28 protein-coding genes and 1 other RNA gene are annotated in these 23,086 nt (G+C 61.5%); 9 read left to right on the top strand and 20 right to left on the bottom strand.

Translation table 11 applies throughout. From position 1 onward, the window contains the following. Positions 1-24 precede the first annotated feature (24 nt). From prmA to HNR38_RS01475, 5 genes are all read right to left on the bottom strand, one after another. The gene (gene prmA / locus HNR38_RS01455; RefSeq protein ID WP_183699032.1) at positions 25-921 is read right to left on the bottom strand and encodes a 50S ribosomal protein L11 methyltransferase; all 897 of its coding nucleotides are present in this window, start codon (positions 919-921) and stop codon (positions 25-27) included. A 2-nt stretch (positions 922-923) separates the two neighbouring features. Further along, positions 924-2,270, bottom strand: coding sequence for an acetyl-CoA carboxylase biotin carboxylase subunit (accC, locus tag HNR38_RS01460; RefSeq protein WP_183699034.1), 1,347 nt, complete (start codon positions 2,268-2,270; stop codon positions 924-926). An 18-nt stretch (positions 2,271-2,288) separates the two neighbouring features. Further along, positions 2,289-2,750 (bottom strand): acetyl-CoA carboxylase biotin carboxyl carrier protein, encoded by a 462-nt coding sequence (gene accB / locus HNR38_RS01465; RefSeq protein ID WP_183699036.1) that lies wholly within the window; start codon positions 2,748-2,750, stop codon positions 2,289-2,291. A gap of 18 nt (positions 2,751-2,768) precedes the next feature. After that, positions 2,769-3,206: a type II 3-dehydroquinate dehydratase gene (gene aroQ / locus HNR38_RS01470; RefSeq protein ID WP_183699038.1), complete on the bottom strand. Its 438-nt coding sequence runs from the start codon at positions 3,204-3,206 to the stop codon at positions 2,769-2,771. Positions 3,207-3,464: 258 nt separating this feature from the next. Next, positions 3,465-5,072: a diguanylate cyclase gene (locus tag HNR38_RS01475; RefSeq protein WP_183699040.1), complete on the bottom strand. Its 1,608-nt coding sequence runs from the start codon at positions 5,070-5,072 to the stop codon at positions 3,465-3,467. A gap of 302 nt (positions 5,073-5,374) precedes the next feature. Between HNR38_RS01475 and HNR38_RS01480 the strand changes: the two genes are divergently transcribed. Further along, on the top strand, positions 5,375-6,430 hold the full coding sequence (locus tag HNR38_RS01480; RefSeq protein ID WP_183699042.1) for a DUF2333 family protein: 1,056 nt from the start codon (positions 5,375-5,377) through the stop codon (positions 6,428-6,430). A gap of 62 nt (positions 6,431-6,492) precedes the next feature. Here HNR38_RS01480 and ppa read toward each other — a convergent pair whose 3' ends face one another. Next, positions 6,493-7,020: an inorganic diphosphatase gene (gene ppa, locus HNR38_RS01485; protein WP_183699044.1), complete on the bottom strand. Its 528-nt coding sequence runs from the start codon at positions 7,018-7,020 to the stop codon at positions 6,493-6,495. A 106-nt stretch (positions 7,021-7,126) separates the two neighbouring features. After that, on the bottom strand, positions 7,127-7,807 hold the full coding sequence (rpiA, locus tag HNR38_RS01490) for a ribose-5-phosphate isomerase RpiA (RefSeq protein ID WP_183699046.1): 681 nt from the start codon (positions 7,805-7,807) through the stop codon (positions 7,127-7,129). 125 nt (positions 7,808-7,932) lie between these two features. Between rpiA and ilvA the strand changes: the two genes are divergently transcribed. Together ilvA and HNR38_RS01500 are read left to right on the top strand one after the other, a co-directional pair. Further along, positions 7,933-9,468 (top strand): threonine ammonia-lyase, biosynthetic, encoded by a 1,536-nt coding sequence (gene ilvA, locus HNR38_RS01495; RefSeq protein ID WP_183699048.1) that lies wholly within the window; start codon positions 7,933-7,935, stop codon positions 9,466-9,468. A 220-nt stretch (positions 9,469-9,688) separates the two neighbouring features. Continuing rightward, on the top strand, positions 9,689-9,841 hold the full coding sequence (locus HNR38_RS01500) for a hypothetical protein (RefSeq protein WP_183699050.1): 153 nt from the start codon (positions 9,689-9,691) through the stop codon (positions 9,839-9,841). A gap of 7 nt (positions 9,842-9,848) precedes the next feature. Here HNR38_RS01500 and HNR38_RS01505 read toward each other — a convergent pair whose 3' ends face one another. The 6 genes from HNR38_RS01505 to HNR38_RS01530 form a co-directional block, all read right to left on the bottom strand. After that, entirely contained in the window at positions 9,849-10,511 is a 663-nt protein-coding gene (locus HNR38_RS01505) for a 5-formyltetrahydrofolate cyclo-ligase (protein WP_183699052.1), read from the bottom strand. A gap of 7 nt (positions 10,512-10,518) precedes the next feature. Next, positions 10,519-10,699: non-coding RNA, 6S RNA (ssrS, locus tag HNR38_RS01510), on the bottom strand. Positions 10,700-10,746: 47 nt separating this feature from the next. Beyond that, positions 10,747-11,046, bottom strand: a complete 300-nt coding sequence (locus tag HNR38_RS01515; protein ID WP_183699054.1) for a cell division protein ZapA — start codon at positions 11,044-11,046, stop codon at positions 10,747-10,749. Then, positions 11,046-11,252, bottom strand: a complete 207-nt coding sequence (locus HNR38_RS01520) for a TIGR02449 family protein (RefSeq protein WP_183699056.1) — start codon at positions 11,250-11,252, stop codon at positions 11,046-11,048. Before HNR38_RS01520 ends, HNR38_RS01515 begins: the two co-directional genes overlap by 1 nt. A 146-nt stretch (positions 11,253-11,398) precedes the next feature. Beyond that, the gene (locus tag HNR38_RS01525; protein ID WP_183699058.1) at positions 11,399-12,658 is read right to left on the bottom strand and encodes an ABC transporter permease; all 1,260 of its coding nucleotides are present in this window, start codon (positions 12,656-12,658) and stop codon (positions 11,399-11,401) included. Then, a complete protein-coding gene (locus tag HNR38_RS01530; RefSeq protein WP_183699059.1) occupies positions 12,655-13,359 on the bottom strand; it encodes an ABC transporter ATP-binding protein in 705 nt (234 codons plus the stop codon). The genes HNR38_RS01525 and HNR38_RS01530 overlap by 4 nt, the downstream gene beginning before the upstream one ends. A gap of 74 nt (positions 13,360-13,433) precedes the next feature. Between HNR38_RS01530 and HNR38_RS01535 the strand changes: the two genes are divergently transcribed. Beyond that, complete coding sequence (locus tag HNR38_RS01535) at positions 13,434-13,937, top strand: DUF3299 domain-containing protein (protein WP_183699061.1); 504 nt, start codon at positions 13,434-13,436, stop codon at positions 13,935-13,937. Here HNR38_RS01535 and HNR38_RS01540 read toward each other — a convergent pair. Further along, positions 13,934-14,482: a ZrgA family zinc uptake protein gene (locus HNR38_RS01540; RefSeq protein ID WP_183699063.1), complete on the bottom strand. Its 549-nt coding sequence runs from the start codon at positions 14,480-14,482 to the stop codon at positions 13,934-13,936. The genes HNR38_RS01535 and HNR38_RS01540 overlap by 4 nt on opposite strands. A gap of 179 nt (positions 14,483-14,661) precedes the next feature. On the opposite strand from HNR38_RS01540, the gene HNR38_RS01545 reads away from it, so the two are divergent. Genes HNR38_RS01545 through HNR38_RS01565 form a run of 5 tightly spaced genes read left to right on the top strand, consistent with a single transcriptional unit; the run spans position 14,662 to position 20,045 of the window. Next, positions 14,662-15,258, top strand: coding sequence for a UPF0149 family protein (locus HNR38_RS01545; protein WP_183699065.1), 597 nt, complete (start codon positions 14,662-14,664; stop codon positions 15,256-15,258). A 12-nt stretch (positions 15,259-15,270) separates the two neighbouring features. After that, positions 15,271-16,590, top strand: coding sequence for a Xaa-Pro aminopeptidase (gene pepP / locus HNR38_RS01550; RefSeq protein ID WP_183699067.1), 1,320 nt, complete (start codon positions 15,271-15,273; stop codon positions 16,588-16,590). A 4-nt stretch (positions 16,591-16,594) separates the two neighbouring features. Beyond that, positions 16,595-17,881: a 2-octaprenyl-6-methoxyphenyl hydroxylase gene (gene ubiH, locus HNR38_RS01555; RefSeq protein ID WP_183699069.1), complete on the top strand. Its 1,287-nt coding sequence runs from the start codon at positions 16,595-16,597 to the stop codon at positions 17,879-17,881. Further along, entirely contained in the window at positions 17,871-19,094 is a 1,224-nt protein-coding gene (locus HNR38_RS01560; protein WP_183699071.1) for an FAD-dependent monooxygenase, read from the top strand. The genes ubiH and HNR38_RS01560 overlap by 11 nt, the downstream gene beginning before the upstream one ends. Positions 19,095-19,115: 21 nt before the next feature. After that, positions 19,116-20,045, top strand: a complete 930-nt coding sequence (locus tag HNR38_RS01565; protein ID WP_183699073.1) for a DUF808 domain-containing protein — start codon at positions 19,116-19,118, stop codon at positions 20,043-20,045. Between the two features lie 24 nt (positions 20,046-20,069). Here the strand turns inward: HNR38_RS01565 and HNR38_RS01570 are convergent, their stop codons facing one another. From HNR38_RS01570 to hisI, 6 genes are all read right to left on the bottom strand, one after another. Next, positions 20,070-20,789: a 16S rRNA (uracil(1498)-N(3))-methyltransferase gene (locus HNR38_RS01570; protein WP_183699075.1), complete on the bottom strand. Its 720-nt coding sequence runs from the start codon at positions 20,787-20,789 to the stop codon at positions 20,070-20,072. Next, positions 20,786-21,574: a twin-arginine translocase subunit TatC gene (gene tatC / locus HNR38_RS01575; protein WP_183699077.1), complete on the bottom strand. Its 789-nt coding sequence runs from the start codon at positions 21,572-21,574 to the stop codon at positions 20,786-20,788. The genes HNR38_RS01570 and tatC overlap by 4 nt, the downstream gene beginning before the upstream one ends. Then, positions 21,571-21,993, bottom strand: coding sequence for a Sec-independent protein translocase protein TatB (tatB, locus tag HNR38_RS01580; RefSeq protein ID WP_183699079.1), 423 nt, complete (start codon positions 21,991-21,993; stop codon positions 21,571-21,573). The genes tatC and tatB overlap by 4 nt, the downstream gene beginning before the upstream one ends. Before the next feature lie 11 nt (positions 21,994-22,004). Then, positions 22,005-22,232 (bottom strand): Sec-independent protein translocase subunit TatA, encoded by a 228-nt coding sequence (gene tatA, locus HNR38_RS01585; RefSeq protein ID WP_183699081.1) that lies wholly within the window; start codon positions 22,230-22,232, stop codon positions 22,005-22,007. 86 nt (positions 22,233-22,318) lie between these two features. Then, positions 22,319-22,648: a phosphoribosyl-ATP diphosphatase gene (locus tag HNR38_RS01590; protein ID WP_183699083.1), complete on the bottom strand. Its 330-nt coding sequence runs from the start codon at positions 22,646-22,648 to the stop codon at positions 22,319-22,321. A gap of 11 nt (positions 22,649-22,659) precedes the next feature. After that, a complete protein-coding gene (hisI, locus tag HNR38_RS01595) occupies positions 22,660-23,061 on the bottom strand; it encodes a phosphoribosyl-AMP cyclohydrolase (protein ID WP_183699085.1) in 402 nt (133 codons plus the stop codon). Positions 23,062-23,086: the final 25 nt, after the last annotated feature.

The raw sequence follows: 23,086 nt of genomic DNA on the forward strand, positions 1-23,086 counted from the left end.
GTTTAGACATAAACGCCTGTTTCGTCATCCGTTTCGGCGGCGTCCTGTGATGCGTATCCAATCTTCCTTCTGTTCGGGCTCGTCGAGATCGAACCAGGGCTCGTAGGCGTCCATCACCTCGCGGGCCTGATTGAACAGGATGCCGGACAGCACCAGGCTGCCGCCGGGGCGGGTCAGAGCGGCCATCCGAGATGCCAGACTGATCAGCGGCTGCGCCAGGATGTTGGCCAGCAGGATGTCGGCCCGGGTATCCGGATCGTCGCCGGGCAGGAAGAGGTCCAACCGGTTGTCATCCACGCCATTGCGACGGGCGTTGTCGCGGCTGGCTTCCAGGGCCTGGGGATCGGTGTCCACGCCAATCACGTGCTCGGCCCCGAGCAGCAGGGCGGCGAGCCCGAGGATGCCCGAGCCGCAGCCGTAATCCGTCACCTGTTTGCCGGCCACGTCCTGGCCGTCCAGCCATTCCAGGCACAGTGCCGTGGTCGGATGGGTGCCGGTGCCAAAGGCCAGTCCGGGGTCGAGCATCAGGTTGGCGGCATCCGGGTCGGGGGCGTCATGCCAGCTCGGGACGATCCAGAGCCGTTCGCCGAAACGCAGCGGCTGGAAGTCATCCATCCAGGCACGCTCCCAGTCCTTGTCCTCGACCAGGGTGACTTCGATTTCCGGCAGTGACTGCTGGGTCTGGCGATGCCAACTGTCACGGATGTCGGCGCACAGCTGCTCAATATTGCGATCCGACTGGAACAGCCCGGTCACGGTGGTCTGGCTCCACAGGGGCGTGGTGCCAGGATCGGGTTCATACAGGGGCTGGTCCGCCGCGTCTTCCATGGACACCGCGTCAGAGCCCATTTCCATGAGCAGATCCTCCAGCTGATCCGCAATATCCGGATCAGCCGGGATCTGGAGTTGCACCCAGGCCATGATTATTCCCGCATCAGTTTTTCGAGGTGGTGAATGGTGAAGTCCACCTGTTTGAAACCACCATCACGGATTAGGGTGCGATGCAGAGGCTGGTTGGTCTTGATGCCTTCGACCAGCATCTCGTCCAGGGCAATCTTCATGCGACGACGGGCAATTTCCCGGTCGTCGCCCCAGGTGATTAGCTTGGCGATCAGCGAATCATAGTAGGGCGGTACCGAGTAGCCGCTGTACATGTGCGAGTCAACCCGCACGCCATTGCCGCCCGGGGCATGGAAGTGCTTGATTGTGCCGGGACTGGGCACGAAGGTTCTCGGGTCTTCGGCATTGATCCGGCATTCCATGGCGTGGCCGGAAATGGTGATTTCGTCCTGGCTGTACTGCAGCGGCTCGCCACTGGCGATGCGCAGTTGCTCCCGGACGATATCGACGCCGGTGACCATTTCGGAGACCGGGTGCTCCACCTGGACCCGTGTGTTCATCTCGATGAAGTAGAACTCACCATCCTGGTACAGGAATTCGAAGGTACCGGCGCCCACGTAACCGATTTCCTTGCAGGCGTCCACGCAGGCCTGAAGGGTGCGGGCCCGGGAGTCCGGATCCACGTTCGGCGCCGGGGCTTCCTCGATCACCTTCTGGTTGCGCCGCTGCATGGAGCAGTCGCGGTCGCCCAGGTGGATGACATTGCCGTGCATGTCGGCCAGCACCTGGACCTCGACGTGCCGGGGCGCCTCGAGGAATTTCTCCAGGTAGCAGGTGGGATCACCGAAGGCGTTCTTGGCTTCGCTCTGGGTGATCTGGATGGCTTTAAGCAGGGCGGCTTCGGAGTGGACCACCTGCATGCCACGACCACCGCCGCCGGAGGCGGCCTTGATCATCACCGGGTAGCCGATCTCGCGGGCAATACGCAGGGTGCGTTCGTCATCCTCGGTCAGCGGGCCGTCGGAGCCGGGCACCGTCGGTACGCCGGCTTTTTTCATGGCTTCGATGGCCGACACCTTGTTGCCCATCAGGCGGATGGTTTCCGCTTTCGGGCCAATGAAGCGGAAACCGCTTTTTTCGACCTGCTCGGCAAAATCGGCGTTTTCCGCCAGGAAGCCGTAACCCGGATGGATGCCTACCGAGTCGGTGACTTCCGCCGCGCTGATGATGGTCGGGATGTTCAGGTAGCTGTCCACCGGGCTGTTCGGGCCGATGCAGACAGATTCATCCGCCAGGCGAACGTGCATGAGTTCCCGGTCGACCTGGGAATGGACCGCAACGGTCTTGATGCCCAGTTCCTTGCAGGCGCGGAGAATACGCAGGGCGATTTCACCGCGGTTTGCGATCAGAACTTTATCTAACATGGCCATGATTCAGATTCACCGAGTTCAGGAAATGACGACCAGGGGCTGGTCAAACTCAACCGGCTGGCCATTTTCGACCAGAATGTCGGTGACGGTGCCGGACTTGTCCGCTTCGATCTGATTCATCATCTTCATGGCTTCCACGATGCAGATCACGTCACCCTCTTTGACGGTCTGGCCCACTTCCACAAAGGAGCTGGCGGTGGGCGACGGGGCGCGGTAGAAAGTACCGACCATCGGGGATTTGACCGAATGGCCCTGGGGCTCGGCCGGTGCTTCCGGAGCGGCAGCCGGCTGTTCCGGTGCGGCGGCCGGAGCTGCCTGGGGCGCGGGCGCAGGAGCCGAGTAATGGCTGATGTACTGGCCGGCGGCCTGCTCACGGCGGCGGGAAATGCGAACGGAATCGTCGCCTTCCTGGATTTCCAGTTCCTCGACGTCGGATTCCTCGAGCAGTTCAATCAGTTTCTTGATCTTGCGAATGTCCATAACAGTGTCTCAGGTCTATCAGTGAATTCGTTGCAGGGCCGCTTTCAGGGCAAGATCGTAGCCCTGGCTGCCCAGCCCGCAGATAACGCCGACGGCGATATCCGAAAAGTAGGAATGCTGGCGGAACGGCTCCCTGGCATGCACATTGGAGAGGTGAACCTCAATGAACGGGATGCCTGAAGCCAGCATGGCATCACGCAGGGCAACACTGGTGTGCGTGAAGGCGGCCGGATTGATGATGATGAAATCGACACCCTCCGACCGGGCCTCGTGTACCCTTTCGATCAGCTCATACTCCGCATTGGATTGCAGGTGCAGGAGATGATGGCCTTGCTCCGCCGCTTCATTGCGCAGGCGGTCATCAATGTCGGCCAGGGTTTCGTGACCGTACACCTCCGGTTCCCGGGTCCCGAGCATGTTGAGGTTGGGGCCATGAAGCACAAGAATGGTCGACATGTTTGTGACTACCTTGATGTATTTTCAACACGATCGCCGAAGATAACGGCATGTTGCCCCAATGGTGCGTGCTTGCTGTTCAGGGATCAACAGTTTTTGACAATTCCGGATGCCCTCCATTGGTCTGAGGAAGGTTACAACAGCAATTATCGGCCGGGCGATGACATTTCGTTGATGCCGGCCATTTTTGACCAAGGACTCACTGGCGGGTATTCGACATTGGTTTCATGGCCGTCGGGGTGAGGCCGGCGCCCAGGCTCAGCTGCCGGCCTGGGTTACCTGGTTACGGCCTTCGGATTTGGAGGTATAGAGGGCCCTGTCGGCCCGTTCGCACAGGGCCTGGGCGGTGTCGCCCCGCCAGTCGGCAATGCCGCAGCTGAAGGTGACGCTGAACTCCTGGTTGCCTGCCTGTTGCATCAACTCGGAGAAACTGGCGCGTATTTCGTTGATCACCTGGGTGGCGCCGTCCAGCCCGGTTTCGGGCAGGATGATGGCGAATTCCTCACCGCCGTAACGGCCGATGTGGTCGGTCTTGCGCAGGCGCTGTTTCAGAAACATGGACAGGTTTCGCAGGATTCGGTCACCAATGGGGTGGCCGTAGGTGTCGTTGACCTGCTTGAAGTAGTCGATGTCCAGCATGGCAAAGCACAGGGGCTGGTCTTTCTGCCCGGCGCGTACGATCTCCTGCTCCAGCAGATGCAGGGTGTGGGTGTGATTGTACAGGCCGGTCAGGCTGTCGCGGATCATCAGGGCCAGCAGTGAGCGGGCCCGGCGGCCCCGGTTGTGCAGGGTGGCTACCAGGTGTTTGGGGTCGATGGGTTTGGTCAGGAAGTCATCGCCGCCGAGGCTCATGGCCTGCAACTGCTTGCCCACGTCCTCTTCCGCCGAGAGATAAATGATGGGCACGCTGTGGAAACGGTCCTGCTGACGGATGACCCGGGCGATCTCCATGCCCGTGCAGCCTGGCATGTACATGTCCAGGATGATGATCTCCGGCGAGAACTCGTCCAGGGCATGTATGATCTCCATGGGGTCGGTGATGACATGGGCGATCATGCCGGCCTTTTTCAGGACGGTTTCCGTGTAACGGGCCTGGGCATGGGAGTCATCAAGCACCAGCACCCGGTAGGGCTCCATGTTGTTGCCATGGGTGTAGGACTCGATCTTCTCGATAACCTGGCCGGGGTCCATGGCGGGGAAGAAAAACTCCTCGCCACCGCAGCGTGACGCGCGCAGCCGGATTTCGATGCCGCCATCCTCGGTGCTGACAAAAATAATCGGGACCGGGGTTTCGTGATGTTTCTGGAGCACCTCAGCGGTGGCTATGCCGCTCTGGGGCTCACCGCCGAAGTCCACATCCATGAGGATGGTTTCGGGCTTGTTCAGGCCGGAGGCCTCAACCAGCTCTTCGGGGGAATCAAAGGCCGAGGCGCGGAACCCGAAAAAGTCCATCTGGCGGATCAGACGGGTAGCCAGGTCGCTGTTGGACAGGGCGATATAAACCGGGGTGCGGCGATAACGCTGGGCGCAGTTGCCCTGATCCGTGCGCCGCTGGGTGATCGCGCGCAGGCTTTCAATAGCCTGATCCAGGTTGTCTGAAATGTCGCCTTCAAGCGCATGACCGACCTGCCAGCAGGCCAATGCTTCGACAACGCCGCTGCCGGCACTGGCGTGGCTGTCCATCTCGAAACGCCGGGCATAACGCACCAGCTTATCGCTGGCCGTTACCAGTTCTTCGCGGTAGGCGGGGGCCTGGTCACGGTTTTCGTGCAGTTTCTGCCAGGTGTCGAGTACCACGCGGGCCTGGGTGGTCACGCGTCGGGCAAAGTGCTGTCGAAGCTTGTCTTGCTGGCTCTCTTCGGTCATTGCGTTCCAGCCTGCCTCCCTACGCTGCTGGGTTACTGCCTTGGCCCTGGAGCGGGTGCCGGAGATTCCGGTCAGGCATCAGGTCGTAGTATAGAGTCTATAGTGTTTAGGGGTGTCGGCGTAGGCTGCAGACTGTAAATGTTTGTCAACGACCCACCCGGGCCAGTTCTCATACCGGCTGGCATGGGTGGTGGGTTAGGCGGTAGCCTCTGGGTATTGGGCGCGCCATGAGATACCATCGAGGTATCGAGTCTCTTATCGACCGTTCGGCTGGCCACTAATCAATGGAGAGCAGAAGTCTTATGCCGGGTAGAATCAGACAGTTTTTCCGGGACCGGAAAGAAGACGTGCAGGACTACACGGGAAGCCGGGGCGTGATCGGCAAGCTGGTGCTGGCTGTCGTGGTGGTTTACCTGGTGGTGGCCACAGGGCTTGGCATGTACTGGAGTAGCGAGCCGGAGCCTTTCTCGGTCCGTGATCACACCCGGACACTTGCCAGCAGCATGGATCGCGAGCCGGTGACCGGTTTTGCCACCACGGCCACGATGATCCGGATGACCGAAACCCTGCTGAACAAGCCCGGTGGGTATATTTCCAATGACATCTTTCCGCCAGGGCTGTGGCTGGACAACATGCCACACTGGGAATACGGGGCCCTGGTCCAGATCCGGGATCTGTCACGGGCCATGCGCCGTGACATCAGCCGCTCCCAGAGCCAGTCAGCGGAAGACCCGGATCTGGTTATAGCCGAGCCCCAGTTCCATTTCGACAGCGGCAGCTGGGCCATCCCCTCGACCGAAAACGAGTATCGTCGTGGCATTGAGGCCCTTAAGCGCTACCTGGACCGACTCTCGGACCCGAGTGGTTCCAAGGCCCAGTTCTTTGCCCGGGCGGATAACCTGAATAACTGGCTGGCGGACCTGGAAACCCGTCTTGGCAGTCTGTCCCGGACACTGAGTGAGAGTGTCGGCAAGGCCTCGGTATCGGAAACCGTTGCCAACGTGGACCCGGACGACCCGCTGGCGGGCGACGGCGGTACCGCCGGCAATGTCCAGACGCCATGGACCGAGATTGACGATGTGTTCTATGAAGCACGGGGCAGTGCCTGGGCGCTGCTGCACATTTTCCGCGCCATCGAGGTGGATTTCCGCAATGTGCTTCAGGACAAGAACGCCACCGCCAGTCTGCAGCAGATCATTATCGAGCTTGAGGGTGCCCAGCGCCCGGTCTGGAGCCCGGTGATCCTCAATGGCAGCGGATTCGGCATTCTGGCCAACCATTCGCTGACCATGGCGGCTTACCTGTCACGGGCCAATGCCGCGATCAGTGATATGCGGGATCTACTGTCCCGCGGCTGATTTCCATTCTGGCAGGCATAAAAAAACCGGGCGCCAGGCCCGGTTTTTTTATGGGATTGCGATCAACCCTTGTAGGCGTTGATGGAATCGACGATGGCTTTCTTGGCCGCGTCCGCATTGTCCCAGCCCTGAACCTTGACCCACTTGCCCGGCTCGAGGGTTTTGTAGTTTTCGAAGAAGTGCTTGATCTGGTCGCGCAGCAGTTCCGGCAGGTCTTCGATTTCCTTCACATCGTGATAGGTGGTGGTCAGCTTGTCGTGGGGTACGGCCACCAGCTTGGCATCACCGCCGGCTTCGTCTTCCATGTTGAGCACGCCAACCGGACGGGCGCGGATGACAGAGCCCGGCTGAACCGGGTACGGAGTTACAACCAGTACGTCCAGGGGGTCGCCGTCATCGGCCAGGGTGTGCGGGATGAAACCGTAGTTGGCCGGGTAGAACATCGGGGTGGCCATGAAACGGTCAACCAGCAGGGCGCCCATGTCCTTGTCCAGTTCGTATTTTACCGGTGAGCTGTTGGCCGGAATCTCGATGGCGACGTAGATGTCTTCAGGCGGGTTCTTGCCAGCGGGAATGTTGTCGAATTGCATGTGCGATCCTTCCTGATTCGTATGAGGCAGCGTCAACTGCGGTTGAAATTTCGGCGCAATTATACGTAAGTCCGTTGCGCTCTGAAACTAAACCTTGGTCGCCTGCCTAGTGCTGATCACGCTCGATGCGCTGCACGCCCTCGGCGGTGCCCAGCAACAGCAGGTCGGCCGGACGCAGCGCAAACAGGCCATTGGTGACCACCCCGACAATGTTGTTCAGGCGTTCCTCGATCTCGATGGGACGGGATATGTCCAGGTTGTGGATATCGAGAATGATGTTGCCGTTATCGGTGGTGAAGCCCTCGCGGTAGACCGGGTCTCCGCCGAGTTTCACAATCTCCCGGCCCACATGGCTACGCGCCATGGGAATCACTTCCACCGGCAGCGGGAAACGGCCAAGGATATCCACTTTCTTGGAACCGTCGGCGATGCAGATGAAATTCCGGGCCACGGCCGCCACGATTTTCTCCCGGGTCAGGGCGCCGCCGCCGCCTTTGATCAGTTCCAGGTGTTCATTGGTTTCGTCGGCGCCGTCAACGTAGAACTCCAGTTCGCTGACGCTGTTGAGGTCATAGACCGGAATGCCGTGACCCTTGAGGCGCTCTGCGGTGGCTTCGGAGCTGGCAACCGCACCATCGAACCCGTTGCGGTGCTCGGCCAGATAATCAATGAAAAGGTTGGCGGTGCTGCCGGTGCCAACGCCGACCACGCTGTCGCTGTCCAGGTGCGGGACAATATGGTCCACGGCGGCCTTGGCTACGGCTTGCTTCAACTCGTCCTGATTCATGGGGGCTCCGGGTAGGAATGAATTTTCAGCCATTATAACGCCCTGGAGGGCCCGGCTTATAGACGGCTGGCGTGCAAACTTTCTACACTGTGGGTTTTCATACACCCACCAGCACCGGAACCACCATGCCGCAACGCTATATCAAGAAGATTCTTGATGCGCGCGTCTATGACGTCGCCATCGAAACACCCCTGACTGAAGCCCGTAGTCTTTCCAAGCGCCTTGGCAACAACATTCTGATTAAGCGCGAAGACCTTCAGCCGGTGTTTTCCTTCAAGATTCGCGGCGCCTACAACCGGATTGCCCAGCTTTCCGAGGAGCAGAAGGCCAAAGGAGTGATCTGCGCCTCCGCAGGCAACCACGCCCAGGGTGTGGCTATGTCCGCCAAACAGTTGGGGATCAAGGCGGTGATTGTCATGCCGCAGACCACACCGGACATCAAGGTGAAGTCCGTGCGTGATCGTGGCGCGAAGGTGGTGCTCAAGGGCGATGCCTTTGATGAGGCTGCCGCCCATGCCCAGGAACTGATCCAGAAACACGGCTACACCTACATTCCGCCCTACGATGACCCGGACGTGATCGCCGGTCAGGGCACCGTGGCCATGGAGTTGATGTGGCAGTTCTCCAAGCCGTTACACGCAGTGTTTATCCCCGTCGGTGGCGGTGGCCTGTGTGCCGGTATGGCGGCCTACATCAAGTACCTGCGCCCTGAAATCCGCGTGATCGGGGTGGAGCCGGCGGACTCCAACTGCCTGCAGGCGGCACTGGCGGCCGGGGAACGCGTGGTGCTCGATCAGGTCGGGATCTTTGCCGACGGGGTGGCGGTCCGGCAGATCGGAGCCGAACCCTGGGAGATCTGCAGGGATAATGTCGACGAAGTTATCACGGTCTCCACCGATGAGATCTGTGCTGCCATCAAGGACGTGTTCGAGGATACCCGCTCCATTGCGGAGCCGGCCGGTGCCCTGGCGATTGCCGGCATGAAAAAGTACGTTCAGCGCGAGAGTATCGAGGGCGAGAATCTGGCCGGCGTGCTTAGTGGCGCGAACATGAACTTTGACCGGCTGCGTTACATCTCTGAGCGCACCGAGATCGGCGAACAGCGCGAGGCGATCCTGGCCGTCACCATTCCGGAGCGCCCGGGGGCTTTCAAGACGTTTATCAATGCGCTGCACAAGCGCAGCATCACCGAGTTCAATTACCGGTACGCAGATTCCCGGGAAGCGGTCATTTTCGTGGGCATCCAGATCCAGGCCGGAGGCCATGGCCGGGATGAACTGGTCCAGGAGCTGAGGGAAACCGGCTACTCGGTGATTGATCTGACTGACAGCGACCTGGCCAAGCAGCATATCCGCCACATGGTGGGCGGCCACGCGCCATCGGTGCATAACGAGGTGGTCTACCAGTTCCAGTTTCCCGAGCGTCCTGGTGCGCTGCTGAAGTTCCTGATGTCGCTGGGGACGCGCTGGAACATTTCCCTGTTCCACTACCGCAACCATGGCGCGGCCTACAGTCGTGTGCTGTTGGGCGCTCAGGTGGATGCGGCCGAGGCCGAAGATTTCGAGCAGATGCTCGACAAGGTCGGTTTCGAGTACGAGAACATGACCGACAACGAGGCCTACCGCCTGTTTCTCGGGGCGGGCAACGGAAAGGTAAAGTAAGGAATGGTCTGGCGGCCGGCTCAGTATGGGCGGGCCGTCATTGTCGCCTGAAGGCCAGGGAAGGCCTGCCTTGGTTAAAAAGTGAACGATTACGCAATTTTAATCGGCAAAAAATTGTAAAATTTCAAACGCGTGTTAGTCTGTGATATTGATTCTAGATAATGGAATCATTTATCTGAAAAACCAGCCAAAACCTTCAGGGAAAACGGGAACACCAGTCATGGGAAGCAAGCCTGACATCCTCCGAGCCATCGTGATCATCTTCGCGGTCGGCCTTGTCATCACCGGTTTCACTTCCATCCAGGCGTCGGAAGACAAAGGCGCCAGTGCTGTTGCTCCTCCTGCCGCCGACATTGCCCGATCGGGCGATTGATCGCCTGTCAGCTATCCGTCTTTGGCGGCAAAGTCCCGCGCCTGAACCGGTAACAGTGCCGGTCTGTGACGACGCCCTGTAGCGGCACGTCCCAGGACTCAACGGGCAGTTCGTCCACCCGCTGGAATTCGTGGGCAAGGCCGATCAGCTTGGGTGCCATACCGGGGCGGAGGCGGCTGAAGGCAAAGGTCCGGTCATAGAAGCCGCCCCCCATACCCAGCCGGCCGCCATTGGCATCGAATCCCACCAGCGGAAACAGCACCGCATCGAGGGCCCAGGGAGGCCGACGCCGTGACGCCCGGAATGAGGGTTCGGGGATGCCGAAACGGTTCGCCTTCAGCTCGACGCCGTCACGGTAGGGGCTGAACACCAATCGACCGGTATGGATCGGGTGCAGAATGGGCAGGTAGAACTGGATGCCCTTGCGACGGCCCAGGTCCATGTACAGGCCCGGGTCAATTTCACCGTCATTGGGCAGGTAGACCGCGATGTGGCGTGCCCGGTGCAGGTCCGGATGGCGAAGCAGGTTCAGTGCCAGCCCTTCGGCGGCCCGTTGCTGCTGTTCGAAAGACAGTGCCCGGCGCTGCTGGCGCAGGTGCTTGCGTAACTGGCTTCGGGAGAGATTGTCCGGATGAGGCTCGAATGCCTGCCTGGGGTGATACTGGGGCATGGTGGTAAAGCTTCCCGGGCTGCCGTTATCGGATGTGGCCCTTGAACCCAGAGTTCAAGGTCGGTGGCCGCTGTGACATATTAGGCTTCCTCCCGTGGGAGGCATGCTCACAATGCCCTGAAGTAGCCACCTGGGTAGTGCGCATCGGCTCGAGGACGTATCCGACACCCCGAACAGCCCAGGAAGTTGAGTCCATTATAGGGCCAGTGTCGGGGGCGATTGCAACCCCGTTGCACTATCTGTTTTCGGGGGTGTCTCCGAGGGCTTCGTCAAGCCGGTTGTCCATCGCCCGCAGCAGGCTGCTGGTGGCGTCCGACATGGAGTCCTGCTCGAGCAGTTCGTGGGTGATGTTCAGGGCGGCCATGACGGCAATGCGCTCGGTGCCGAAGACTTTGCCGCTGGAGCGGATCTCCCGCATCTTGCTGTCCAGGTGGCGGGCGGCGCGCAACAGGGCCTCCTGCTCTTCCTGAGGGCAGGCCACCAGATAGTCCTTGTCGAGTATCCGTACTTCAACGGTGGTTGGCTGCTCTGACATCAATGGTGCTCCAGCGCCCGGAGGCGACCGATCATGGCTTCGATCTTGTTTTTGGCAAGATCGTTCTTGTGCATCAGCTGGGCGCGCTCACGGTTCCAGTCATCCTGAAGTTCCCGGAGCATGGCGTTATCCCGCTCCAGTTTTTCACAGCGTTCGATCAGCCTTTCCAGCTTGTCCGCCAGCGCCTTTACTTCGGACTGTTCCATGGCCTGCCCAACATTGATGAATGAGTGAGCCGGTGGCGGCTCTCTGAGTGTCAGTAACTATAAGTGCCGACGCCAGACCGGTCAATTTACCGCCCTGTCATGGACGGGGCTTCTGTGATGGCCGTCACCGCTGGCGGAACGAACCATCAGAACCCCCTCAGCCGGCTGGCCCGCCCTGTGCCGATTGCCGGGACCAGAGAGGCGATCAGCGCTGCCACCGGCACGGCCCCGAGCAATAGCCATTCCTGGTCCGTGAGCGGTCGGAGGCTGATGGCAATGCCATAGCTTTCAAGTATCCAGGATGACAGCGAGGCAATGGTTCCGGCGCCGATCAGCACGGCCGCGCCGCAGGCTGTGAGTGCAAGCGCCAGGCTCTCACAGATGTAAAGCCCGGCGATCAGGGCAGGGGAGGCGCCGGTGGCCCTGAGAATGGCGATTTCCCGCTGTCGCTGGGCCTGGAGAGTCATCAGCACGGTGATCAGTCCGACCAGGCTGGTCAGTACCACGAAAACGCTGATGCCGAGCAGTGCCCGCTCAAATTGGCCCATGATGCGCCAGAGTTCGCTCAGGGCGACGCCCGGGAGGATGGCCGAGAGCGGTTCCGGCTGGTACTGGTTCAGCTCGCGCTGGACCCGGAAGGTCATAATCGGCTGCTCCAGGCCAACGAACACCGCGGTAATGGCATCCGGGGTAAAGTCTTTCGCCCGGGCCTGGTCCCCGGTCAGCGTGCGCCCGGGAATGGCGACGCCGGATTGCCAGCCCACATGGATGGCTTCCATGGCCTCAAGGCTGATGTACACCGCCTGATCCACCGGTGTGCCGGTGGCAGACAGCACGCCGGAGACCCGGAAGGGCAGCTGGTCGTGGTTGCTGAAACTGGTGCTGCCCCCGCCGTGGGAAAGCACAATCCGGTCACCCACCTGGTGATCAAGCTGGCGGGCCACTCCGGCTCCGAGTACGACATCGAACAGGTCGCCAAACCATGCCCCTTCGTTGAGCTCCAGTGCCTGGTTGTCGCCATAGCGGAACCGTTGGCTGAACTGGTCATTGGTCGCCACCACCCGGAAGCCTTTGTAGCTGTCTCCGAGGGAGATCGGAATCAGCCAGTTTATACGGCTGTCCTGTTTCAGGTCCTGGTAGGTGGACCAGCGAATGTTGTTGGTGGCATTGCCGATATGAAAAACCGTGTATAGCAGCAGGTTCAATTGCCCGCTGCGGGCACCGACGATCAGGTCGGTGCCGTTGATGGTGCTGGTGAATGCGCTGCGGACCTCCGTACGCAGATACTGGATGCCCAGCAGGAGGGTCACGCTGAGGGTGAGGGTGAGGCACACCAGTGACAGTGTGCGGCGCCGGTACCAGAGACTGGCGACGGCCAGGGACAGGGTCAGTTTCAGGGCTTTCATGCTGACTCTCCCAGGGCGATCTGCTGGTGGAAATGCTGCGCCAGACTGCGGTCATGGCTGACAAACAGCACGGAACTTCGACTGCGTTCGGCCAGTTTCAGCAGCAGATCCAGAAAACGGTCCCGGTTATCGGTATCCAGGGCGGAGGTGGGCTCATCGGCCAGAATGAGGCCGGGTGCGCCGATCAATGCGCGGGCAGCGGCGACCCGTTGTTGCTGGCCGATGGACAGCCGGGTGACACCCCGGTGCCAGTGGTCCTCGGGGATGGCCAACTGGTCCAGTAATTGTCGGGCTTGCGTCTCCGCCTGGTTGCCGGTGCGGGCAAGGCGCTGGGCGGACAGGCGGCAGGGCAGGGTGACGTTGGCCAGAGCGCTGAGGTAGGGCACCAGGTTGAACTGCTGGAAGATAACGCCGATGTGATCGGCCCGGAACCGGTCCCGGGCGCCGGCCCTGAGGGCGTCGATTCGGGTGCCCAGCAGGTGAATATCCCCGGCACCGGGAAGAATCATGCCCGCCAGCAGGTTCAGCAGGGTGCTCTTGCCGCTGCCGCTGGGGCCGTGAATGAACAGATGGTCGCCCGGGTTCAGGTCAATGTCCGGGAAGGCCATCGGCTGCTGTTGGCCCGGCCAGGTGAAGGACAGCCCCCGGGTCTGGACCGCCGGAATGTCGCCGGTGTCGGCTTGTGTGGCCTTGTTGCGCATGTTTCTCAGGTACCTGTCGCTGTATGATGTCGGTTCTGTGCCGGCCGGTTCTGTTACTTATTGGAGACTTTTCAATGCCGCTGTCCCATCGCCCCCTGAGTGCCTGTATTCTGGCTGTTCTGCTGGGGTTCTCCTCACTGCTCCAGGCCCAGCCCCGGGAAATCGACTGGCTGGAACTCATGCCGAAGGAGGATCTGGCGCTGCTCGAAAGCATGCCGGAAATCGAACACGAGGGCGACGGTCCGGCGCTGTTGCCGGACGAGATCATGACTGGCCGTGTGGTGCCCGAAATGAGCGATGTTTCTGGCCGCATTGCCGGCTTTGTGGTGCCGCTGAAAACCACAACGGACCGCCGTATCCTCGAGTTTTTCCTGGTGCCGTATTACGGGGCCTGCATCCATGTGCCCCCGCCGCCGCCCAACCAGATCATCCACATCACTTACCCGGAGGGGTTTGAGCATGAGTTCCTGTTCGAGCCGGTCTGGGTGGAAGGCACCCTGGTGATTGAAGACACCGAGAATGCCATGGGCGCCTCTTCCTATTCCATGGAGGCAACGGCCATCGAGCCGTATCGTTAGTCTCCGGTGTTGAATCGGTCCTCGTCAGCGGTCAGTTGCGCAGCGCCCTGGCCGGCCGGGCCAACCCACTGAACATCCAGTTGTTCCATCCGGGTAAAGCGCGTGGTCAGGGGTGTGACCAGCGTGTCCGCCCCGATCAGGTCCGGGCAGGTCAGTGTCTGGCTGATTTCCAGGTCGGCATGGCCGGCATGCTCCTGATCATCGGCATGTTCATGATTGTGATCTTCCTGATGCCCGGACCAACTGGCATGCAGTGAGTGGGACTGGACCGAGCAGGTGCCCGTGCGGGTGTTGACCAGCGGTGTCTGGCGACTCCATGCGGCGAGCTCGTCCATGGTCTGGCGCTGTTCCGGGGTCCGGGGCGCATGTTCAAAGCCCGCCAGGTTAACGGCCGGCGACAACAGGAACAGCTCAACCTTGCTGCCGTCGATGGCCAGTTGAAGCTGGGCGTGGCCATGCTCGTGGGCGCCCGGGTTGTCCGCCGCATTGGTACCCGGGGGGAGCAGGAGCAGTGCCAGAAACAGGTGTGGAATTCGTCGGGACATGGATCGCTCTCCAGATTCGATATGTTATAACATTTTTTATTGAAGGCGCCGCAAATGCAAGCCATCTGACCGGTATCAGTGCCACCGGCTGTGCCGGAATGCTAGGATAGTGACCCAATCCATGAACCGGAGTTGCCGGCAGGCCCGGCAGGCTCCCCGATGCAGGAAACCACGTTTTCATGTCTGAGACCGAAACGTCAGGCGCGGCCCGCGCAGCGGAATTCGAGCGCTGGGCCAATGTGTTTACCGCCCACCGGGCGTTCAGCCATCCGTCCGAACTGCACGGAGTGCTCAGTGGTCGGCTGGCGGCCGGCTCACGTATCGAAGAACCGGAGTGGCTGGCCATGGTCTGCGAACACATGGGGCTGGCCGAACAGGCCCTGGACGAGTCCGAGGACCTGGTACCGTTCATGAACGCGGCGTACCGCAATGCCCTGCAGCAGTTGCAGTCCAACGACATGACTTTCCAACCGCTGTTGCCGGACGAGGACTACGCCATCGAGCAACGGCTCGAGGCACTGGTGGCCTGGGTGCGCGGCTTTCTGGAAGGCATGGCCATGGCCGCCGGGGAATCCCTGGGCCAGGCTCCCGACGAGATCCGCGAGCTGATCGAGGATCTGGTGGCCATCAGCCAGCTGTCGGAAGAGGAAGAAGCCGACGAGGAAAGCGAACAGCAACTGCTGGAAATCACCGAGTATGTCCGTCTGGGCGCGGTGACCGTGTTCACCGAATTCAATGAGCCGGAAAAGCCGGCCCAGGGTCCGACCCTGCACTGATCTGGAGACCCTATGGCTTCGATGATCCCGATGAAAGAATTTGCCACGCGCCGGCGCAAGCTGATGGAGCGCATGGCCCCGGACAGTATTGCCATCCTGCCGGCCGCCCCGGAGCGGGTCCGCAACCGGGATGTGCTGCATCCGTTTCGCCAGGACAGCGACTTCCAGTATCTGACCGGTTTTGGCGAGCCGGAAGCAGTGCTTGCGCTGATTCCCGGCCGTGAACACGGCGAGACGGTGCTGTTCTGTAAGGAGCGCCACCCGGAGAAAGAACTCTGGGACGGTTTTCTGGTGGGGCCCGAGGGCGCGATTGAGCGCTACGGGCTGGATGATGCCTTTCCGATTGCGGATATCGACGACATTCTGCCGGGCATGATTGAAGGCCGCAGCCGGGTCTACTACCCGCTGGGCAAGGACCAGACCTTTGACCAGCGGGTACTGGAATGGACCCGCATGATCCGTAGCAAGGTGAAATCCGGTGCCCATCCTCCCGGCGAGTTTGTTGCCCTGGAACACCTGCTCCATGACATGCGCCTGTGCAAGAGCCCGGCGGAAGTGAAAGTCATGGCGAAGGCCGGCAGCATCAGCGCCGAAGCTCATTGCCGCGCCATGAAACGGGCCCGGCAGGGCGGTTACGAGTACAACCTGGAAGCCGAGCTGATCCATACGTTTATGGCGCACGGCGCCCGCTCCACGGCCTACCCCTCCATCGTCGGCAGTGGGGCCAATGGCTGCATCCTGCACTACATCGAGAATTCCGCCCCCCTGAAGGACGGTGATCTGGTGCTGATTGATGCCGGCTGTGAGCTGGAGTGCTACGCCTCGGACATCACCCGGACCTTCCCGGTCAGCGGCCGCTTCAGCGAGGAACAGAAAGCGGTCTATGATGTGGTGCTTGAGGCTCAGTACGCTGCCATCGAGGCGGTCAAACCGGGCAATCACTGGAATCACCCTCACGAAGCGGCGCTGAACGTGTTGACCCAGGGGCTGATTGACCTGGGCATCCTGTCCGGTTCCCTGGATGACGCCATCGCCAGTGAGGCCTACAAGCCTTTCTTCATGCACCGCACCGGCCACTGGCTGGGTCTGGATGTCCACGACGTGGGCGATTACAAGATTGGCGATGCCTGGCGCCTGCTGGAGCCGGGCATGGCCCTGACGGTGGAGCCGGGACTCTATATCGGCCCGGATAACACCGAAGTGGACGAGAAATGGCGGGGCATTGGCATCCGCATCGAAGACGACGTGGTGGTCACCAAAGAGGGCTGCCGGGTGCTGACCGATGGCGTGCCCAAGACCATTGCCGAGATTGAAGCACTGATGGCGGACTGAAACGGTGACTGAAGCCAAACTGGATACCGACCTGATTATCGCCGGTGGCGGCCTGGCGGGTGCCACCCTGGCGCTGGCCCTGTCGCGTGTCGCGCCGGACATCCGGGTGACCGTGGTGGAAACCGTACCACTGGCGCCGGACGCACTGCCCGGCGATTACCAGCCCAGTTATGACGCCCGCTCCACGGCCCTGGCCTGGGGTTCCCGGCTGGTCTTTGAGGAGCTCGGGCTTTGGCAGAGCGTGTCGGAATTCGCCACGCCCATCCGCCATATCCATGTCTCGGACCGGGGCCATTTCGGGGCGACCCGCCTGCACGCCGGGGACCATGATCAGGAAGCCATGGGCTATGTGGTGGATAACCGGTGGCTTGGCCTGTGCCTGATGCGTGCCCTGCTGGATACCGGTATCACCTGGCAGGCGCCGGCGGAGGTGGTCGGCATGCAGCCGACAACCGAGGGTGTCTCGGTACGCGTGCGCAAGGCGGAGGAAGAGTTTGAGCTCAGAGGCCAGTGTCTGGTGGTGGCGGATGGCGGCCGTTCGGGCCTGCGCGAAAAGCTGGGCTTTGTGGCGCGCACCGAGTCCTACGGCCAGAACGCGCTGATCACCAACGTGACCACCAGCGAGTCCCATCAGTTCACCGCTTACGAACGCTTTACCGAGGCAGGGCCCATGGCGCTGCTGCCCCACGGTTCGCCGGAACAGGCCGGACACCGGTCCGCCCTGGTCTGGACCCTGTCGGATGCCGATCTGGCGGAGGTGCTGGCCCTGTCTGACGACGACAAGTGCCGGCGCCTGCAGGACCGGTTTGGCTGGCGGGTTGGCCGTTTCACCCGGATTGGTGAGTGTCATCACTATCCGCTCAAGCTGACCACGGTTGATGAGTCTGTCCGGCCCGGCGTGGTGCTGGTGGGTAATGCCGCCCACGCCCTGCACCCGGTGGCGGGCCAGGGCTTCAATCTGGCCCTGCGGGGGCTGATGACCCTGGTTGAGCAGTTCCGGGTGGCATCGGAGCAGGGCACGCCGTTGGGCAGTTTGTCGGTGCTAGGCGAATACCAGCGCCTGCACTGGCCCGACTGGCAGCAGACGGTTCGGTTCTCGGACTCGCTGGTGCGTCTGTTTGGCCAGCAGAAGGCTCCGGTTGCCGGCGTCCGGGATGCCGGCCTGATCGGGCTGGACCTGGTGGTGGGCGCCAAGCGCTGGTTTGCCCGTCACGCCATGGGTACTGGCGGCCGGCGCCCTGCCATAACGCCCGGTCAGTCCGGGCAAGAGGCTGCACAACATGAGCAATGAGAGCACAAACAGCACGTTTGATGTGCTGGTGGCGGGCGGGGGCATGATTGGCTCCGCTGTCGCCCTGGGGTTGTCCCGGCAGGGCTGGAAAGTGGGGCTGGTGGAATCGGCATCGGCCGAATCCCTGCGCACCGAGCCGGCACCGGCCACCGACGTGGAAGGCTTCGAACCAAGGGTCAGTGCCCTGTCCCGGGCCAGTGAGAAGCTGCTGGCTGAACTGGGCGTCTGGCAGAAGGTGGCTCAGTGGCGCCACTGCCGCTACCGGGAGATGACGGTCTGGGATGGCGATGGCACCGCCGGTATTCATTTTGACGCCTCGGAACTGCACGCCCGGGATCTGGGCACCATCGTCGAGAACCGCCACATTGTCCACGGTTTGTTCGACGCCCTGGCCGAGAGTGACGTTACCGTCTTTGATGGCCAACAGGTGGCCGGATGGCGCCGGGGTGAGGGCCTGACCCTGGAAGATGGGCGGAACCTGAACGCGGATCTGGTGGTGGCTGCCGACGGCGGCTGGTCGCGACTGCGTGGCTGGGCCGGGCTGCCTACCCGGGAATGGGATTACAACCAGCAGGCCATAGTCTGCACGGTGCGGACCGAGCAGCCTCACGCATTCACCGCCTGGCAGCGGTTTTCCCCCACCGGACCATTGGCCTTCCTGCCTCTGCTGAACGAGCAGGGTGACGATCATGTCTGCTCCATCGTCTGGTCCCAGGACACCATCGAGGCCCGGCGCCTGATGGCACTGGATGACGCTGATTTCCTGCGGGAACTGAACGAGGCGATTGAGTTCCGGCTGGGTGAGGTTCAGGCGGTCTCCCGCCGGTACGCCTTCCCTCTGCGCCAGCGCCACGCCAAGGACTATGTCGCCGACGGGCTGGTGCTGGTGGGCGATGCCGCCCATACCATCCACCCGCTGGCGGGCCAGGGGGCCAACCTGGGCTATGGTGATGTGCGCGTTCTGCTGGAGGAGCTAGAGCGCGCCCGAAATCTGGGCCAGTCGCCCGGCGATTCTCTGGTGCTGGGGCGTTTCCAACGCCGGCGCAAGGGCGAAAACCTGACCATGATGGCGGCCATGGAAAGCTTCAAACAGCTCTTTGGCCGCGACGAACTGCCCATTCGCTGGCTGCGTAATACCGGCATGCGCTGGTTTGACCAGTTGCCACCGGTGAAGAACCGGATTGCCGCCGCGGCCATGGGTCTTGTGGATTAACCAACGACAAAGGAACTGTCTATGGCTGGAACCAGCCTGCTTGCCCTGATTGATGACATTGCCACGCTGCTGGACGACGTGTCCCTGATGACCAAGACCGCCACCAAGAAAACCGTGGGGGTACTGGGGGACGACCTGGCGCTGAACGCCCAGCAGGTGACCGGTGTGAAGCCGGCCCGGGAACTGCCGGTGGTATGGGCGGTGGCAAAAGGCTCATTGATCAATAAAGCGATTCTGGTGCCGGCCGCCGTGGCCATCAGTTTTTTTGCGCCCTGGCTGGTTGGGCCATTGCTGATGCTCGGTGGCGCCTTCCTGTGTTTTGAAGGCTTTGAAAAGCTGGCCCACCGGTTCTTTCATGCCGAGGAGGAAGCCCATCAACGGGAGGAGCTGAAAGCGGCGGCAAAGAAAACCGACGCCGATCTGAAGGCCTATGAAAAGAACAAGATCCGGGGCGCCATCCGGACCGATTTCATCCTCTCGGCGGAGATCATCGCCATTACCCTCGGCGCCGTGGCGGGGCAGGGGATCGGCATACAGTTCCTGGTGCTGACGATTATCGCGGTGATGATCACCGTGGGGGTCTACGGGCTGGTGGCCGGTATTGTAAAACTGGACGATGGCGGGCTGTATCTGACCCAGCAGGACAATGCGCTGGCCCAGCGCCTGGGCGGCTGGATCCTCTGGCTGGCGCCTTACCTGATGAAAACCCTGTCTGTGCTGGGCACCATTGCCATGTTCCTGGTGGGCGGCGGCATCCTGGTGCATGGCGTGCCCCCGGTTTATGAGGCGCTGCATCATTTCACCGAGAGTTTTGGCGGGCTGCTGGCGACGCTGTTGCCCACCCTGCTGAACGGCATTATCGGCGTGGTGGCTGGCGCCCTGCTGGTGCTGGGGCTGACGCCCGTTATCCGGTTCTGGCAGAACCGTAAAGCCGGAAGCAGCCCGGCCTGAGCTCTTGTACCCCGGCGCGGCGGTTCAGATGCAGAGATCGAACAGTCGGCTGATCAGCACCGGTACGGCGGTTTCCACCCGCAGAATCCGCAGCCCCAGGTGTACGCCCTGGCAGCCGGCTTCCACCAGTTTGCCCACCTCGTAATCGGTAAAGCCCCCCTCTGGCCCGATGCACAGCACGGTGGGATCGGCCACGTGAGTGGGGCAGGGCTGGTCGGTTCCCGGGTGGGCAACCAGGGCGGTCCGGCCCGACACCAGGCCCGGCAGTTCGTCTTCCACGAAGGGCTTGAACAGCTTTCGGATGTGTACCCTTGGCATGACCGTGTCCATGGCCTGCTCCAGACCAAGGGTCAGGTTTTCCTGCAAGGCCTCATCGCCCAGCCACGGGGTCTGCCAGAAACTCTTCTCCACCTTGTAACTGTTGATCAGCCACAGATCCTTGACCCCCAGTGATGCGCAGGTCTGCAGTACCCGCCGGAACATTTTGGGCCGGGGCATGGCGAGGACGAGTGTCAGCGGCAGGGGCGCCGGGGGCTTGCGGTGCAGGGTGACATCGAGTTCGGCTTCGGTGTCGGTGAGGGTCCGGATGTGGCCTTCGCCGATCAGTCCATTCACCCGGCCCACCGGGATGCGGTCACCGGCATTGGCGCGCAGCACGGTTTTCAGGTGCTCCAGGCGCCTGCCGGTCAGACGTACCCGGTGATCAGAGAGAAAATCTCCGTCCGGGAGCAGTGCCAGGTTCATTCGTGTTCCTGTCGCTCTTCACTGGCGGCATCCGCCTCCCGGTGGGCCATGCGCCCGAAGATGATGCCGAACTCGAACAGGATCCACATGGGCACGGCCAGCAGCGTCTGGGAGATGATATCCGGCGGTGTCAGCATCATGCCGATGATAAAGCAGGCCACCACCACGTAGGGGCGTTTGGCGGCCAGATCCTGGGGGGTGGTGGCACCGGACAGGATCAGGAGCACGGTGGCAATGGGGATCTCGAAGGCCACACCGAAGGCGAAGAACATCTTGAGCACGAAATTCAGGTAGCTGTTGATGTCCGGCAGTTCGACAATGCCTTCCGGTCCGATTGCCGTAAAGAATCCGAAAACCAGTGGGAATACCACGAAGTAAGCGAACACCGCGCCGGCGTAGAACAGAATCACCGAGGTAAACAGCAGCGGGAACGCCAGGCGTTTCTCGTGGGTATACAGGCCCGGTGCGATGAAACTCCAGATCTGGAACAGTATGTAGGGAATGGCCACGAACACCGACAGCACCAGGGCCAGCTTGAGCGGCGCGAAAAACGGCGAAGTGATGTCGGTGGCGATCATGGTCTGACCGACCGGCAGCAGTTCCCGCAGCGGCTCGGATATCAGCAGATAGAGCTCGTTGGCAAACGGATAGATGGCGGCGAAACAGATCACCACCGCCAGCACGATTTTCAGCAGCCGGCTGCGCAGTTCCAGCAGGTGCTCAATCAGGGGCATTTCCTGCTGTTCTTCGGGGGGCGGTTGTTGGCCGTGGGTGTTGGCGGTCATGAACGCGGGTCCGATGAAGACTCTGGTGGTGTTGCGGGGGCGGTCCCGGAATCCGTGTCCCGGTCCTGCTGGTCATTGCTGTCGGGAGCCGGGCTGTCGTTGTCGGGTGCCCTGGCCGGTGACCGGCTGTCCTTATCAGACACGATCATGTGTTCGTATTTTTTGGCTTCGTCCAGGGCACCCCGGACCGTCTGCTGCACATCGTCCAGGCCGACGTCCCCGGCCTTGCGCAGCTCTTCGCGCAGTTCCTCGGCTTTCAGCTGGCGGTCCAGCTCGCTGGTGAACTGGCCCACCATGCGCCGCGCACCGCCAACCCAGCGGCCGGCGGCACGGGCTGCTGCCGGTAACCGTTCGGGACCGAGCACCAGCAGTGCAATGACACCGCAGATCAGCAGTTCAAGGAAGCCGATATCGAACATTCAGGTGGCGCTCAGCCCTGTTTTTCCTGGGATTTCTGCTCGGTCTGCGCCTTCTCGGTGTCCTGGGTTTCCAAGGCTTCCGGGTCGTCGGCAGGTTTGCTTTCTTCCTCGTTCATGGACTTTTTGAAGCCGCGAATGGCGCCGCCCAGGTCCGTGCCGATGTTCCGCAGTTTTTTGGTTCCGAACAACAGGATGACAATGCCGAGCACGATCAAAAGCTGCCAGATGCTGATACCCATGAGGAATCCTCGCTTGAATGTTTCAGGTAAAACTCATTGTACGTCAGTGCCTGCCGAATCGGGAAATCCCCCTTGGGGGTACCCCTTCAGGAATTCCGGGAGGCTTTCTCTTCCAGTCCGGAAAGGCCGAAACGGTTGGCCAGCTCAGCCAGGACATCGTCGGGGCCGAGGTCCAGGTGCGAGAGCATGACCAGGCTATGGAACCAGAGGTCGGCGGTTTCCGCCACCAGCTCCCGGGTCTGGCCGGACTGCTCGGCGTCCTTGGCCGCCAGCAGGGTTTCTGTGCACTCCTCGCCCACCTTTTCCAGAATCTTGTTCAGCCCCTTGTGATGGAGGCTGGCCACATAGGAGGTGTCCGGTGCTGCCTGCTTGCGGGCCTCAAGTACTTCCGCCAGGCGCTCGAGTACGTCGCTCATCTGCTGTCTCCTCAGTGCTTGCCGTAAATGGCGTCAGGGTCCCGGATCACCGGATCGGTGCTGACCCACTCACCATCGGTCAGGCTCCGGTAGAAGCAGCTGCGCCGGCCGGTGTGACAGGCGATGCCGCCTTTCTGGACAACCTTCAGCAGAATGACATCACCGTCGCAGTCCAGGCGGATATCCTGTATCACCTGCTGGTGGCCGGAGGTTTCACCCTTGCGCCAGAGTTTACCCCGGGATCGGGACCAGTAAACGGCCTGGCCTTCCTCGGCGGTCAGTTTCAGGGATTCGCGGTTCATCCAGGCCATCATCAGGATGTCACCGGTTTCGGCGTCCTGGGCGATGGCGGGAACCAGGCCATCGTCGGTCCACTGGATATCGTCCAGCCAGGCGGCGGAGGAGTCCTGCATTGCGTTTGATCCTGCGTTCATCATG

The organism is Marinobacter oulmenensis, assembly GCF_014201735.1.
Classification (GTDB): Bacteria; Pseudomonadota; Gammaproteobacteria; order Pseudomonadales; family Oleiphilaceae; genus Marinobacter; species Marinobacter oulmenensis.

Excerpts from the sequence above, each read along its gene's own strand:
- HNR38_RS01515 (WP_183699054.1), bottom strand. The coding sequence starts at position 11,046 with ATGTCAGAGCAGCCAACCACCGTTGAAGTACGGATACTCGACAAGGAC.
- hisI (WP_183699085.1), bottom strand. The coding sequence starts at position 23,061 with ATGCAGGACTCCTCCGCCGCCTGGCTGGACGATATCCAGTGGACCGAC.
- tatA (WP_183699081.1), bottom strand. The coding sequence starts at position 22,232 with ATGGGTATCAGCATCTGGCAGCTTTTGATCGTGCTCGGCATTGTCATC.
- HNR38_RS01545 (WP_183699065.1), top strand. The coding sequence starts at position 14,662 with ATGTCTGAGACCGAAACGTCAGGCGCGGCCCGCGCAGCGGAATTCGAG.
- tatB (WP_183699079.1), bottom strand. The coding sequence starts at position 21,993 with ATGTTCGATATCGGCTTCCTTGAACTGCTGATCTGCGGTGTCATTGCA.
- HNR38_RS01475 (WP_183699040.1), bottom strand. The coding sequence starts at position 5,072 with ATGACCGAAGAGAGCCAGCAAGACAAGCTTCGACAGCACTTTGCCCGA.
- HNR38_RS01535 (WP_183699061.1), top strand. The coding sequence starts at position 13,434 with ATGCCGCTGTCCCATCGCCCCCTGAGTGCCTGTATTCTGGCTGTTCTG.
- tatC (WP_183699077.1), bottom strand. The coding sequence starts at position 21,574 with ATGACCGCCAACACCCACGGCCAACAACCGCCCCCCGAAGAACAGCAG.
- HNR38_RS01565 (WP_183699073.1), top strand. The coding sequence starts at position 19,116 with ATGGCTGGAACCAGCCTGCTTGCCCTGATTGATGACATTGCCACGCTG.
- HNR38_RS01520 (WP_183699056.1), bottom strand. The coding sequence starts at position 11,252 with ATGGAACAGTCCGAAGTAAAGGCGCTGGCGGACAAGCTGGAAAGGCTG.
- HNR38_RS01505 (WP_183699052.1), bottom strand. The coding sequence starts at position 10,511 with ATGCCCCAGTATCACCCCAGGCAGGCATTCGAGCCTCATCCGGACAAT.
- pepP (WP_183699067.1), top strand. The coding sequence starts at position 15,271 with ATGGCTTCGATGATCCCGATGAAAGAATTTGCCACGCGCCGGCGCAAG.
- HNR38_RS01530 (WP_183699059.1), bottom strand. The coding sequence starts at position 13,359 with ATGCGCAACAAGGCCACACAAGCCGACACCGGCGACATTCCGGCGGTC.
- HNR38_RS01480 (WP_183699042.1), top strand. The coding sequence starts at position 5,375 with ATGCCGGGTAGAATCAGACAGTTTTTCCGGGACCGGAAAGAAGACGTG.
- accB (WP_183699036.1), bottom strand. The coding sequence starts at position 2,750 with ATGGACATTCGCAAGATCAAGAAACTGATTGAACTGCTCGAGGAATCC.
- HNR38_RS01560 (WP_183699071.1), top strand. The coding sequence starts at position 17,871 with ATGAGCAATGAGAGCACAAACAGCACGTTTGATGTGCTGGTGGCGGGC.
- HNR38_RS01525 (WP_183699058.1), bottom strand. The coding sequence starts at position 12,658 with ATGAAAGCCCTGAAACTGACCCTGTCCCTGGCCGTCGCCAGTCTCTGG.
- HNR38_RS01570 (WP_183699075.1), bottom strand. The coding sequence starts at position 20,789 with ATGAACCTGGCACTGCTCCCGGACGGAGATTTTCTCTCTGATCACCGG.
- ppa (WP_183699044.1), bottom strand. The coding sequence starts at position 7,020 with ATGCAATTCGACAACATTCCCGCTGGCAAGAACCCGCCTGAAGACATC.
- HNR38_RS01540 (WP_183699063.1), bottom strand. The coding sequence starts at position 14,482 with ATGTCCCGACGAATTCCACACCTGTTTCTGGCACTGCTCCTGCTCCCC.
- rpiA (WP_183699046.1), bottom strand. The coding sequence starts at position 7,807 with ATGAATCAGGACGAGTTGAAGCAAGCCGTAGCCAAGGCCGCCGTGGAC.
- prmA (WP_183699032.1), bottom strand. The coding sequence starts at position 921 with ATGGCCTGGGTGCAACTCCAGATCCCGGCTGATCCGGATATTGCGGAT.
- aroQ (WP_183699038.1), bottom strand. The coding sequence starts at position 3,206 with ATGTCGACCATTCTTGTGCTTCATGGCCCCAACCTCAACATGCTCGGG.
- ilvA (WP_183699048.1), top strand. The coding sequence starts at position 7,933 with ATGCCGCAACGCTATATCAAGAAGATTCTTGATGCGCGCGTCTATGAC.
- HNR38_RS01500 (WP_183699050.1), top strand. The coding sequence starts at position 9,689 with ATGGGAAGCAAGCCTGACATCCTCCGAGCCATCGTGATCATCTTCGCG.
- accC (WP_183699034.1), bottom strand. The coding sequence starts at position 2,270 with ATGGCCATGTTAGATAAAGTTCTGATCGCAAACCGCGGTGAAATCGCC.
- HNR38_RS01590 (WP_183699083.1), bottom strand. The coding sequence starts at position 22,648 with ATGAGCGACGTACTCGAGCGCCTGGCGGAAGTACTTGAGGCCCGCAAG.